At 40.6% G+C, this 13,403-nt stretch carries 13 protein-coding genes; 5 read left to right on the top strand and 8 right to left on the bottom strand.

Annotation, left to right across the window (positions count from 1 at the left end; translation table 11 throughout):
* Positions 1-32 precede the first annotated feature (32 nt).
* The 4 genes from era to AC504W_RS05700 form a co-directional block, all read right to left on the bottom strand.
* Positions 33-989, bottom strand: a complete 957-nt coding sequence (gene era, locus AC504W_RS05685) for a GTPase Era (RefSeq protein ID WP_494876721.1) — start codon at positions 987-989, stop codon at positions 33-35.
* Between the two features lie 316 nt (positions 990-1,305).
* Positions 1,306-2,211, bottom strand: coding sequence for a M48 family metallopeptidase (locus tag AC504W_RS05690; protein ID WP_494876722.1), 906 nt, complete (start codon positions 2,209-2,211; stop codon positions 1,306-1,308).
* 34 nt (positions 2,212-2,245) lie between these two features.
* The gene (locus AC504W_RS05695) at positions 2,246-2,665 is read right to left on the bottom strand and encodes a C6orf136 family protein (RefSeq protein WP_494876724.1); all 420 of its coding nucleotides are present in this window, start codon (positions 2,663-2,665) and stop codon (positions 2,246-2,248) included.
* Positions 2,666-2,677: 12 nt separating this feature from the next.
* Positions 2,678-3,826, bottom strand: a complete 1,149-nt coding sequence (locus AC504W_RS05700; protein WP_494876725.1) for a glycoside hydrolase family 10-like protein — start codon at positions 3,824-3,826, stop codon at positions 2,678-2,680.
* Positions 3,827-4,004: 178 nt separating this feature from the next.
* On the opposite strand from AC504W_RS05700, the gene AC504W_RS05705 reads away from it, so the two are divergent.
* A complete protein-coding gene (locus tag AC504W_RS05705; protein WP_494876726.1) occupies positions 4,005-4,868 on the top strand; it encodes an alpha/beta fold hydrolase in 864 nt (287 codons plus the stop codon).
* A 311-nt stretch (positions 4,869-5,179) separates the two neighbouring features.
* Positions 5,180-5,641 carry a pentapeptide repeat-containing protein gene (locus tag AC504W_RS05710; RefSeq protein WP_096583137.1) on the top strand — a complete coding sequence of 154 codons (462 nt, stop codon included), beginning with the start codon at positions 5,180-5,182 and terminating at the stop codon, positions 5,639-5,641.
* Positions 5,642-5,857: 216 nt separating this feature from the next.
* Here AC504W_RS05710 and AC504W_RS05715 read toward each other — a convergent pair whose 3' ends face one another.
* Complete coding sequence (locus AC504W_RS05715; RefSeq protein ID WP_494876728.1) at positions 5,858-7,687, bottom strand: N-acetylmuramoyl-L-alanine amidase family protein; 1,830 nt, start codon at positions 7,685-7,687, stop codon at positions 5,858-5,860.
* A gap of 89 nt (positions 7,688-7,776) precedes the next feature.
* Here AC504W_RS05715 and pyrG point away from each other — a divergent pair, with 89 nt between their 5' ends.
* Together pyrG and AC504W_RS05725 are read left to right on the top strand one after the other, a co-directional pair.
* Positions 7,777-9,414 (top strand): CTP synthase, encoded by a 1,638-nt coding sequence (gene pyrG, locus AC504W_RS05720; RefSeq protein ID WP_096583133.1) that lies wholly within the window; start codon positions 7,777-7,779, stop codon positions 9,412-9,414.
* 116 nt (positions 9,415-9,530) lie between these two features.
* Positions 9,531-9,953 carry a hypothetical protein gene (locus tag AC504W_RS05725; RefSeq protein ID WP_096583131.1) on the top strand — a complete coding sequence of 141 codons (423 nt, stop codon included), beginning with the start codon at positions 9,531-9,533 and terminating at the stop codon, positions 9,951-9,953.
* Between the two features lie 192 nt (positions 9,954-10,145).
* On the opposite strand, the gene AC504W_RS05730 is transcribed toward AC504W_RS05725, so the two are convergent.
* From AC504W_RS05730 to AC504W_RS05740, 3 genes are all read right to left on the bottom strand, one after another.
* Entirely contained in the window at positions 10,146-11,261 is a 1,116-nt protein-coding gene (locus AC504W_RS05730; protein ID WP_494876730.1) for an AI-2E family transporter, read from the bottom strand.
* 120 nt (positions 11,262-11,381) lie between these two features.
* Positions 11,382-11,822, bottom strand: a complete 441-nt coding sequence (locus tag AC504W_RS05735) for an NUDIX hydrolase (RefSeq protein WP_494876731.1) — start codon at positions 11,820-11,822, stop codon at positions 11,382-11,384.
* 18 nt (positions 11,823-11,840) lie between these two features.
* Complete coding sequence (locus tag AC504W_RS05740; protein WP_494876732.1) at positions 11,841-12,221, bottom strand: hypothetical protein; 381 nt, start codon at positions 12,219-12,221, stop codon at positions 11,841-11,843.
* A gap of 290 nt (positions 12,222-12,511) precedes the next feature.
* On the opposite strand from AC504W_RS05740, the gene folD reads away from it, so the two are divergent.
* Positions 12,512-13,387 carry a bifunctional methylenetetrahydrofolate dehydrogenase/methenyltetrahydrofolate cyclohydrolase FolD gene (gene folD, locus AC504W_RS05745; RefSeq protein ID WP_494876734.1) on the top strand — a complete coding sequence of 292 codons (876 nt, stop codon included), beginning with the start codon at positions 12,512-12,514 and terminating at the stop codon, positions 13,385-13,387.
* Positions 13,388-13,403 lie beyond the last annotated feature (16 nt).

The raw sequence follows: 13,403 nt of genomic DNA on the forward strand, positions 1-13,403 counted from the left end.
GACTTTTGACTTTTGACTTTTGACTAACTTCTCTATTCTTCCACGCGATAGCCAAACTCTGCCAAACTTAAGCGAGACTGTCGCCATTTTGGCTGGACTTTGACGAAAAGTTCCAGGTATACTTTGCCAGAGATGAGTTTTTGAATTTGTTCGCGGGCTGCACTACCGATGGCTTTGAGCATTGAGCCGCCTTTACCAATTAAAATACCTTTTTGGGAATCACGCTCGACGTGAATGGTGGCGAGGACGCGGGTAATAGTTGCTGTTTCTTCTACTTTATCAATAGCGATCGCTACAGAATGTGGCACTTCTTCACGGGTTAATAACAAAATTTGTTCTCGAATTAATTCGCCCATAATAAACCGTTCTGGTTGGTCAGTTACCAAGTCAGGCGGATAGTATAAAGGGCCAGTTTCTAAATTATCAATGAGTAATTGTTGCAGTTCGGGCAATCCTGTACCAGTCTTGGCGGAAATTTTGACTGTCGGCCATTGATTGGCTTCACCTAACTGCTGATAACTTTCATCGATAAACTGGGAATTCCCTGGTTGTTGGTCGGTTTTATTCAGTCCCAAAATTACGGGTGTGTGGCTATTAGTGAGTAACTCCGCAATATAGCGATCGCCTGCGCCACAAGCTGCTGTACTATCGACGACAAACAGCACCACATCTACTGATTCAATAGCCAGTTTGGCATTCCGCACTAAGACTTCCCCCAATTGATGATGGGGTTTATGAATTCCCGGTGTATCGACGAAAATTATCTGTGCTTCTGTTGTTGTTAAAATTCCGCGCAAACGGTTACGTGTAGTTTGTGCTACTGGTGAGGTAATAGCAACTTTTTGACCTACTAATTGATTCATCAAAGTAGATTTACCGACATTTGGACGACCAATAATGCCGATAAACCCCGATTTGTATTCAGGAGGAGCTTGAGGAATTAATACTTCTCCTGAAAAAGAGAAGACGTGATTATCAATACTAGTCACCTTTTACTCCACCTTCATATTTTATAGATGAGATAGGTTAGTTCTGGGTTCAAACGCACAACAAACATATATTCACCCTGGAATTTTCGGGGTTTGTCATTGTTTCAGTTTAATCTACTACTAGAGATATTTGGCTACAAATATCTCAAAAATAGATGTTAAGAGCTAACAAACATCATGTTATCTCTCTTCTATACAGTTGTGTTACATTGAAGCAGAGACTGTTATTTTTATGACAATCTTATTTTATTCTGAGTTGAAAACTAAATTCTTACCTTGCTGAAGATTTAAAACTTAGCTTATATTTTTTGATAATTTACCAAGAAGACATAAATTGCCAATCTTCAGAATCTGTCGCTGGAGATTCTGCAAAATTTTCTATTTGCTCGAAATTTTCTGCTTGCATTAACTTGTCATATTCTCCAGAATCAACCCATTTCAACAATTCACCAGCTCGCATCACAGACCAAGGAAAGCGGTATTCCATAAAACTTAATATCTTCGTGATTTGATCCAAGTTATCCAGACTGATAGTCGAAAATTCTCGCGCTTGAGCTTGAAAATCAGCAATAGTCTCTGCATTTAAATATTCAGATGGTAAACCTGCTAATTTCATCAGTGCAGTGATGGCAATATTAATATCTTGACATGTTAATAAACCCACGCGATCGCCAGTGAATTTTGACATTATCATCCAATTGGCTAAAGCTATTTCTATTCCACCAGCCGCCAAGCCTCCCAAACCAAAAGTTGTACTGTTAATGACATTTTTTAACAGTGGCATAACATTTGCCATTTGCTGATAAGCAATATATTTACCTTTAATGCGGGCAATTTCACACCCAAAGGCAAACAATAATTCGTCGTGTGAATACCATTCCATTGCTTCCAAATTCGCACTGACCATTGGCTTTTCCACACCAACAGCATTGGTTTGAATATGTCCTGTACCACGAAATAAGTAAAGTTCTGGCTTTGGTGTTAAGTCAAGAATTTGGCAACTTTCTGTAAACGCATCATCTAATTTGGGAAAATTTTGTGGTGTTACACGAAATTCACCACCAATAATTTGCATTCTGAGTAAACGGTCAATGCCATACTCATTCACCTTTTTTAACAATAAAGGCAACCCAGGCATTTTATTCAAAGCCGCCAAAGCTTTTTGATCAAAGGGATGCTGAAATTTGACTGTGTTTAGACCAGGAAATACTCTTCTTGTCATTATATTTTAATGAGTAATTCATAATTCATAAAATTTATCCTTTTTGGATAAACTGCTTTAAAATCTCTCCTGGCTGTCTATCCCAGGTATCAATATGTTCATATATCAAATTATCTGAGTTAAATTTATATGTTGAATAACCATTAAAAAATATCTTGGCTTGCCAAGGTACACGCAATACACCTCTGACTGTCCATTTAGCTAAAATAGTATCTTCTGCTGATTGATAAACTTCATGTAAATCAAAAGCAATTTGGCTAAAAAATAATTGGGCGTGAAATCGCAATGTCCAAAAAATAATGCGGTAGTTAAATTTATATTTAAATTTATTTACTGGGTCTTGAAAATAAATATCCTGTGTATATATGTTATATGAAATATCTTTTTCAAAGAGTGTAGGTAAATCTTGTTTGAGAATTTGAATTACCTGTTCTATCTGTAAAATGTCAGCCACGCTCCCTGTCCTCTAAAAAAGATTTTTCCAGAATCTCTTGATTTTCTGCCAAAAAGATAAATAACGGCTATTGCTGGGTTGCTGTAAATCAGCCAAAGTTGGAAACGCCGCAGGTTTAGAGTATGCACCATTGCGTAGAACTTGAGCAAGAGCATTGTTATTCTCTCGCAAACCTTCATAAAAAAAGCAGGCTTCACCAGAAATTCCCAGCCGGCGGTTGTAGGCGATCGCCTGTACGAGATATTCTGGGCTGATGGAGTAACTACCAACCTTGATCAAAATTCCCGGTGCTAATTTGGGCAGCATTGCATCTGTAAACTGACAGCTGGTTATTTGGTTGGCGATCGCTTTATAACTATGAAAATCACGGCGATATATCTGCGGGTGAATTAGATCAACTATGCCCAGCTTCAACCATGTAGCAGAATCTTGCAGATACTCTCGCAGTCCCCAATCATAAATGTTTGGTGCCATCGACACCAACAAGTTGGGGTTAACTTTTTTCACTTCACCATATAAACGTGCCAAAAAATCTGTCAGAATATCAGCACGCCACTGTAACCATTGCTTATCTTGATGGTTATGAGGTGGACTATAACCAAATTGCTGTTGATAGCGAGCAATAGTTAAGGGATCATAACCACCTGTTGATGGTAAGGCCGGAAAGCGATCGTCTCCTTGAATCCCATCCACATCATAGTTTTTCACCACTTCCAAAACCAAGTTCAACATAAAATCTTGCACCTGGGGATGAAAAGCATTCATCCACTCAAAGCCATTTTTCTGCAATAAATTACCTTGATTGTCACGCGCCGCCCATTCTGGTTTTTGCTGTAACAGCATTCCCCCATTCAAGTTATAAGAACTCGCAAAGCCATATTCAAACCAAGGGATAACTTTTAACCCCACTCGTCGCGCCTCAGCTATCACCTCCGCTAAAGGATCACGACCAACAGACATCGGGTCAATCTCCACCCCGAAAGTCTGCTGCATAGTTTGACTAGGGTACATAGTCACGGCTTTATTCCAAACCACAGGGAACACCACATTAAATCCCGTCTCCGCCAACAAATCCATTGCTTGTGCAATACGTTGCTTTGACCGGAAAACTTTACTATCTGTAGTGGTCAGCCAGACACCGCGAATCTCTTTTGTTTTCATAGCTTTGAGAAAAGTATGAACTATAAATTTCATTCTTCATACTTCACACTTCATACTTAATATAAAAATTCTCTGACATTACTACCACCTGCAAAACTGCCCTTTAATAGATGTTTGCTCTAGGCAGGTGGTACATAATTCTACAAAAGTTAGGTTATTTCTAGATCAAATCAAACAGATGTCGGAAATAAAAAACTCCTGGGAACACAAATATATAACGACTAATGGTGTCAAGCTACACTATGTCACCCAAGGAACAGGCCCTTTAATGTTGATGTTACATGGGTTTCCTGAATTTTGGTATTCTTGGCGGCATCAAATACCAGAATTTGCGGAAAATTTTCAAGTGGTTGCGCTGGATTTACGTGGCTATAACGATAGTGAAAAACCCAAAGAGCAATCAGCTTATATTATGGATGAATTTATCCAAGATGTTGAGGGCGTAATTAAAGGTTTAGGTCACGAAAAGTGCATTTTATTGGGACATGATTGGGGAGGTGCGATCGCTTGGTGTTTTGCTTATGCCCACCCAGAAATGTTAGAGAAACTAATCGTACTTAACTTACCCCATCCAGCTAAATTCTCCCAAGGATTATCAACTCCTCAACAGTTACTACGTAGCTGGTATATGTTCTTATTTCAACTGCCAGTTATTCCAGAATTCTTGTTACAAGCTTTTGATTATCAACCAATTTCCCAGACTATTCAAGGCACAGCAGTTAATAAAAATGCTTTCACGGCATCTGACCTAGAAGCTTATAAAAAAGCTGCCGCGAAATCTGGTGCTTTAACAGCAATGATCAACTACTACCGCAATGTATTCTCCCACTTTTTACCCAACAAAAATTGGGGAATTTTGGATGTACCTACATTATTAATTTGGGGCGAAAACGATACAGCCCTGGGCAAAGAGCTTACCTATGGCACAGATACATATATTAGCAACTTGCAAATTCAGTATATTCCCAATTGTGGGCATTGGGTACAGCAAGAACAGCCTGAGTTAGTTAATCGCTATATCAGTGAATTTACTGTAACTTAATCCACTTTTTTCGCAATTACTTAGTGTTAATTCGTCAGAAAAAAATTCTGGTTAAGAACTAATGACAAATCAAAATAAATACTTGAATTTCTTAAAAAGATTTAACAAGATAAAACTGGGTTATTCTCTGGAGAGTTTTTCCACTACAAACAGCCTAAAACCCGCATCAATGCTCTTTTTGTGCCGTCTACCAAACTATTAAATATCACCTGCATTTTGTGAGTTAAATCAACATCGTCTAGAAATTTAGTGAGATAATAGAATCGTGAGGAAAAGAACGGATGTTACTTCAACAAAAAGGGGAAAGATATATGAAACTTAAGCTATTTGCAGCTGTAGCCTTAGCAGCAACTCCCCTCATTTTTGCAAGCTCTGTAAAAGCAGGGAATTCGCAAGATTTACAAAGACTTATATCTACTGGGGAATGTCAGCGGTGTAATCTAGTCGGAGTTGACCTCAGTGGCGCTCATTTAATTGGTGCAGATTTACGTGGTGCTAACCTTTCTCAAGCTAATCTTTCAGGCGCTAACTTAGAAGGAGCAGATTTCACCAACGCTAACCTGAAAGGAGCTAACCTAGCTTCAACTTTTGTTACTAACGTTAACTTCAAAAAAGCCAATCTTAACGGTGTTAATTTTAGCCGCGCTCAGATTATCGACTCAAATGTATATGGCGCATCAATGGATAATCTGAATATTACTGATGCAGAGATTTTCAACACTGGTATTGGTGTTGGTGGTGAAGAAGGCGCACAAATGCCAGATTGGGACTAGTTCCACAAGGCGGAAGTTAAAAGAAACAATCTTGTTTGAGTTTTGAGGCTCGTTATCAGGGTGTAGGGGTAGAGGGTGTATGAGAATAAAACCCTTGTACCCTTACACCCTTAAATAGACTTTACCTATTTTTAGATACAACTTGAGTGAGCCAAGTTGACCAAGCCCTTGCAAGGCTTAGTCAACTTTTAACAGAAAAGTATTAGACAAAAATTATTACTTCACTCCGTTAAACCACTCAACAATCCCCTCAGCTAAAACTTTGGCTAACTTTTGCTGTTCCTGGGGATTTGTGACCCATTCAAATTCATTCGGGTTACTCATAAAACCCAATTCCATCAATATTGATGGTGCAGCAGCCGGACGGGTGAGGGCGAGGTTATTCCAAAAGACACCGTAAGAAGGTCTATTGAGTTTTTTGACTAAATAGTTGTGCATGAATACCGCTAGATTATGAGCTTGGGGATGATACCAAAACATCCCAACTCCTTGAGTCTTTTCCGCATCGCCATCATCGGGTAGAGAGTTGTAATGAATGGAAAGTGCGATCGCCGGTTTTTCTTGACTGATAATTGCTTGACGCTCTGGTAAAGAAACATCTTTGTCAGAGTCTCTTGTCATCACAACTGTTGCTCCAAGTTCTAGCAAATTCTCGCGCAGCAACTTCGATACCGCCAAATTCACATCTTTTTCCAGATATCCCGTCGGCCCAGATGCACCAGATTCTTTACCTCCATGCCCCGGATCAAGTAGAATCTTGATACCAGATAAAGGCTTTCGTCGCCGATTTTCAATGGCAGGCGGATGGCGCAAAGCTAAAACCAGGGTCGTGCCTTCATATCTCAGCTGATATCCCCACTGTTGCGCTTTTTTGAGGTTAAAGGTGTATTGCACCTGTCCCGGAGTCAGCTGCTGCCAATCTAGGCGAGAAATTACCGGGTCATCATCCAAACGAATAATGTCTGTTTGGGCAGTGGTATTGTAAAGTGTCAAAGTGAAACTTTGATCACTTTGCTGCACACTTACAGGTACAGGAAATTGTAAGGGAAAAACCATCTCTGTTGCACCAGAAAGCCGACGATATCCCACACTGCGAATAATTGCGTGTGGCGGAATTGCCCCTGGTAAGATACGAGTTTCCTTACTATTAATCCAAGCACCATAATCCAAACGCAACCACTCACCTTCTTTGCCTGTAACAGTAGCTTGTGTTCCTTTAGGTAGGGGCGTAAGCCGGGAATAATCGGTACTCGGCCCAGTGCGGGCTACACCTGCATCTACTATCACCTCGGCGACTGGTAACTGTGCAGGCGAGAGAATTGCTATTTTGCCAGTTCCTAGTTGAGTAATTGTCTTACCATTCCGCGTCAGTTTAAACTGAGGTTGACCTAAATTTATCTCTTGATTAGCATCTGGGACAACAGCAGCAGAAATGATGTTGTTACCGTAAATTAGGCTTGAAGATTGAGCATCAGGTTGTTGCGCCGTCATGCAACCCGCATACTTGCCAGCAATCGACTGGGCTGTAGGTTGGTTTCTGCCTGTCAGGGCTGCCAAATTACTTGGTAGTTGTACTTGTTGGGGTTGTGGTGCGAGGGCAACAGTTTGATTAGCGAGGTTTACGGACACGTTAGCATTGAGTGGGGCGATCGCACTGAAACAAATTAATTCCCCTGGTAGTCTGGCAATATCCACTGCTGGAGTCAGAGAACCTGGAGCAAATTCTAACCCCTGTGGAACAACAGGTATAGTTCCCAGCCTAGTTACTTTAATCTGAATGGTTTGATTTTTGTGACTTACTGTAAAAACATTTTCTCCCAACTGTAAAGGGAAACTAGGAGAAAAATGACCGGATGGACTGCGGTTAACTACCCTACCATTAATTAGTACTTGTCCATTAGTTGGTGCTGTACCCAGAAAAAATATTTTTTCCGTACTGGTTTGGTAGTTAGGTGGTGGAAAAACAACAATAAGAGATGAATCTGCCAATGCGACAGAGGAGGTAGCAATTAAACTAAAAACGACTAATCCGAAAATTCTTTTCACAGCAAATCACAGAAGATTTCATGACAGTGCCTGTGGCACAATTACGGGATGTATTTTGAGAAGGCGCAAGAGAGAAATACAAAATTACTATGACTAAATTTATCTTCGTCACTGGAGGTGTAGTTTCCAGTATCGGCAAAGGAATTGTAGCAGCAAGTCTGGGGCGTTTACTCAAATCACGCGATTATTCGGTGTCGATTTTAAAACTAGACCCCTATATTAATATTGACCCAGGTACAATGAGTCCCTTTCAGCATGGGGAAGTGTTTGTTACCCAAGATGGGGCTGAGACAGATTTAGATTTGGGTCATTACGAACGCTTCACCGATACCTTAATGTCACGCCTGAATAGTGTGACTACAGGCTCAATTTATCAAGCGGTGATCAATAGAGAACGACGCGGTGACTACAATGGTGGCACAGTCCAAGTCATTCCGCACATTACTAACGAAATTAAAGACAGAATTTTGTTAGTTGCCAAAGACACAAATCCTGATGTCTTGATTACGGAAATTGGTGGTACGGTGGGAGATATTGAATCACTGCCGTTTATGGAAGCAATTCGCCAATTACGTAAGCAAGTGGGACGGCAGAATGTTTTGTATATGCACGTCACTTTGTTGCCTTACATTGCTTCGGCTGGGGAAATGAAAACTAAGCCAACACAGCATTCTGTTAAGGAACTGAGATCTATTGGCATTCAACCAGATATTTTAGTTTGTCGGAGCGATCGCCCCATCCCCACAGGATTAAAACAGAAATTGTCTGAGTTCTGTGATGTACCAGAAAAGTGTGTAATTACTTCCCAAGATGCCCTGAGTATCTATGAAGTACCGCTGATTTTAGAACGGGAAGGGTTGGCAGAGCAAGCACTCGCCTTGCTGCAAATGGAACAACGCCCACCCAATTTAACGCAATGGCAAACAATGGTGGACAGGCTTTACAGTCCTAAGCGGACTTTGGAGATTGCCATTGTTGGTAAATATGTGCGCTTAAGTGATGCTTATTTATCAGTGGTGGAAGCATTACGTCATGCGGCAATTGCTACCCACGCTGATATGCGCTTGCGGTGGATAAATTCAGAAGTCTTGGAAACTGAAGCTGTCGAAAATTATCTCGAAGGCGTGGACGGTGTACTTGTACCCGGTGGTTTTGGGACACGGGGAGTAGATGGTAAAATTGCTGCTATCAAATATGCCCGTGATCGCCATATTCCCTTTTTGGGTTTATGCTTGGGAATGCAATGTGCTGTTATTGAATGGGCTAGAAATATCAGTGGTTTGTCAGATGCTAATAGTGCTGAATTTGACCCTGAGACGACCAATCCAGTCATTAACCTCTTGCCAGAACAACAGGATGTAGTTGATTTAGGTGGAACAATGCGCTTGGGTGTATATCCTTGCCAAATTCTGCCTAACACTTTAGCCGCGAAGCTTTATCAAGATGAAATGATTTATGAACGGCATCGACATAGATACGAATTCAATAATACTTATCGTCAGCTATTGTTGGAATCTGGGTATGTTATCAGTGGTACTTCACCCGATGGCCGCTTAGTGGAAATTGTCGAATTTCCGCAACATCCATTCTTTATCGCTTGCCAATTTCATCCAGAGTTTCAATCGCGTCCTAGCAATCCCCATCCTTTATTTAAAGGATTTATGCAGGCTGCGATCGCTCTTAACTATCCCAATCCTAATCTACAAACACCTGTAGAAGTTTCTTAACTCATTCAAACTCAAACTGAGCTTGAAATTCACCCAAATCAACATTGACTTAGGACTGACATATTTTGTTATACAGGGTTAGCATCATTTTTCCACATTGGACTTAAGGAGATGTTGTGCCGTACTGGATGAAAATCTTTTACGAGAGGAAAGAATATGTGATTAATTTTGACCGTGTAAATGCTTTTTGCTATGAAAAAAACGGCAGAGTTACCTTTTGGTTGCCCGATAGTGCAATTCCAATTGTAATTAATCCTCAAAATAACTTAGAAGACTATCAAAAAGTTCTCAAATATCTCGAACAAGTGACTGATGTAGAACTAGACAGCGGTCACTGGGTGAAAATTATTGATGGCAAAAATGAATATGTCGTTAACCTCCATTGCATCAGTTCTTTTTGTCAAGAACCCAACGGGAGGATAACTTTTTGGTTGCCAGATGGCACTATCCCAATCATTATTAACTCCTCAAATAATCCAGATTCTTATCAAAAAGTCTTGCAGTTTGTCAAAAATACAACAGGATATTCTTTGTCGTAAACTTACAGCAGGGAACAGGGAATAGGTAACAGGCAACAGGGTTGAAAACTAAAATAGGTATTTAGCATATTCTCTCTAGCCGATAAGTAAATATTGATTTATCTACAAGTTAAGAAACTATGATGATATAAAATCAAAGATACCCGACTTCTTGAAAAAGTCGGGTATCTGAACTATCAAGGCAAGTTTTAATTAACTTTTGCTGATGTAATTTTCTTGATTTATTTCCATTGGTGTAACTTTCACACCATCCTCATGAGGAATTATTTTTTGAGTAAGTTCTCCGGCTCGCCAACTATCAGCAATATCCTTAATAAAACTGGCGATCGGAATAGCAATTAACAATCCTAAAACTCCGCCTAGTTTTGCACCGATGAGTAAAGAAATCACCACCCAAACAGGATTTAAACCAGTTAAATTTCCTAAAATTCTGGGTGCAACAATATTAGAATTAATTTGGTCAATAGCTACTGCTACACCTAAAACTTCCACGCCTAACCAGAAATTTTCTAAAGCAACTAATAAACTTACAATGGCAATTCCTATCCCTGTACCAAAGGGAAATAATGAGAAAAAGCCGATCGCAATCCCAAACAATAAAGCAAGAGGAATTCGGAGAGCGACAAATGCTAATGTCACCAACACAGCTAAAATAGCCCCCAATGTTGCCTGACCAATAAAATAATTTTGAAAATCTTCTCGGAGTAATTGCCTAACTTTTGTGCCGATGTGTTCAGGAAACCATTGATAAATTCCATTCCACAAATTTTCCCCATTTAAGATTAAGTAAATAGTCAAAACTGCGGCAATTAAGATATTAACGACAACACCGATAGTATCAAAGGCAAAACCGAGAATTCTGCCTGTGAAAGATTGAAATTGATTAGATAATCTCTCTAAAAGTTGGAGAGCTAAACCTCTTAAATTAACCGGAAGTTGTTGCGTTGCTGCCCAATTTTGAAAAGCTTCTAATTGTTGCAAGCCAGAATCTATCCAAGAAGGGAGAATATTAGCTAGTTCATTTAGCTGTTGCAAGATAACTGGCACTAAGGTGACACCAACACCCGCTAAAATCACCACAGCTAACAGCAATACTCCAATAATCGCCAAGTTTCGGGGTACACCGCGTCTGTGAAAAAACTGGATGGGGTAGTTTAAGACAAATGCTAGTAGGATAGCGATCGCAACTACACTAACCAAGGGTTGAAAGTACTTGACAACCTGGATTAATAACCAACCGTTGAGAATGACTAGCGGAAACGCCAAGCCATAACTTAACCATCGTGGTAGTTTGTTTGCTGATTGCATGAGAATGACTTCACCACAATTCTTTAGTTTATTGTGGCATCAGATTAATTTCTTTCAAGGGGCTAGGGTTATAGGTTACAGGGTAAAGGTGACAGGTGACAAATAATTTTCTATCACCTGTCACTTGTCAGCACTTTGTTGATTGATAAAATCCAGCATAATTCTTTGGTGCATTGTTCCCAAAGGACGGATTTCGCCGGCTATTTCTGAGTAACAACTACCGCTGCTAATATCTTCTAGTGTTAAAAGTCCCATATCCCAGCCTTCATTCAGTTCCAGTTGATTTATGTCCACCAACAAGGGAGCCTGGAAAACATAGCGGATGACTTTTTCGTCAGGATAACAGCCAAATTCGGCAAATGTCGGCAATTCATAACCAATTTCTTCGATAAGTTCGCGCTTGACTGCTACCTCTGGCGTTTCGCCTGGTTCGATGTGTCCGCCGAACAAACCCCAGCAACCAGCCGCCGCAATGGTGGGAATGTTATCGCGCAGTTGCATGAGATACTTGTTGTCTTGGTAAAGAATGGCGATCGCTACTTCTGGTAGTTGGTTAGTCATAAAATTTAAACTTAAAAATTACTCTTCTGTTATATATACTTCACCAAAATCTTGCCCAGCGATCGGAATACTTTTATAGCTCACTTTACCCTTTAAAACTACTTGAGTTCCCTGCTGCAAATTTTTTTGATTGGTAATTACCCAGATTTTGCCAGTCGAATCATTAATTTGATATGCCCACTGCTTCATCAGCGGTACTTGCTTTTCTACCTTACCTTGGATATAAACCGTAGTTGGTTTGTCTGGTTTAGTGGGAATTTTTTCAATTGGTGTGACATTACTACCAAAGACAAAATTACCGCCTTTGAGTTCGGGAAGCCTCCAAGCAGCACAACTAGCAAGTCCCGCTACTAGCAGACAATTGCAGATTATGCGGTAATAATTTGACGATTTGTGCATGAGTTTTATCGGGAATAGAAAATGCAGAACTAAAAAACTTGTCTACTGTTCTACTATTACCTGTTGACTTTTAGCCTTTCCCTGTTTCCTGTCCCCTGTCACCTATACCTATCTCCTAATTTCATAGTTTTATCCGTAAGATTCGACAAGGGATCTGAGAAGATGAACAAGTATGGTCTTGTGGTAGGAGATATGCAACAGCAAATCAACAAACAAGAATTTTTCCCGCTGTTAACTTCACTACAGACAACTAAAATTTGGGATTAGAGGCGAATCTTCTGAGGATTCTCATGGAAACAACAACTGCCAAACTTCTTGATGGTAAAGCGTTAGCAGCAAAAATTCACCAACAACTACAAACACAAATTCACCAATTACAAGCCAAAGTAGGCCGTCCTCCCGGTTTAGCCGTGTTGATGGTTGGCGATAACCCCGCCTCAGCTGCTTATGTTCGCAATAAAGAAAAAGCCTGCGCTAAGGTAGGTATTGCCTCTTTTGGTAAGCATTTTCCTCAAGAAACTAGCCAACAAGAATTAGAGGCGGTTATTGCCGAACTTAACGAAGACGAAAGAGTTGATGGAATTTTGGTACAGCTACCCCTACCTGACCACTTGGATGCTGTGTCTTTGTTACATCAAATACATCCAGATAAAGATGCGGATGGGCTGCACCCAGTGAATTTAGGGCGACTGGTACGCGGTGAAAGCGGGTTACGTAGTTGCACTCCTGCGGGAGTAATGCACTTGCTGGCAGAATATAATATTCCTCTGCGGGGAAAAAATGCAGTGGTGATAGGACGCAGCATTTTAGTAGGGAAGCCAATGGCTTTGATGCTACTAGAAGCAGATGCTACTGTCACAGTTGCTCATTCGCGATCGCAAAATCTGGCTAACATCACCAAGAATGCCGATATTATCATCGCCGCAGTTGGTCGTCCAGGACTCATTACATCTGACATGGTAAAACAGGGTGCGATCGTGGTAGATGTGGGGATGAACCGCGTCACTGATGCCAATGGCAATAGTCGCTTAGTCGGCGATGTCGATTTGGAATCAATTGCTGGTGTGGCAGAATATTTCACCCCCGTTCCCGGTGGTGTTGGCCCTATGACCGTTGCCATCTTGTTGCAAAACACCTTTACCAGCTATTTACGCGCTACAAGCTAGTTAAAAGTTATGAGTT

It is taken from the genome of Nostoc sp. C96 (assembly GCF_059384975.1).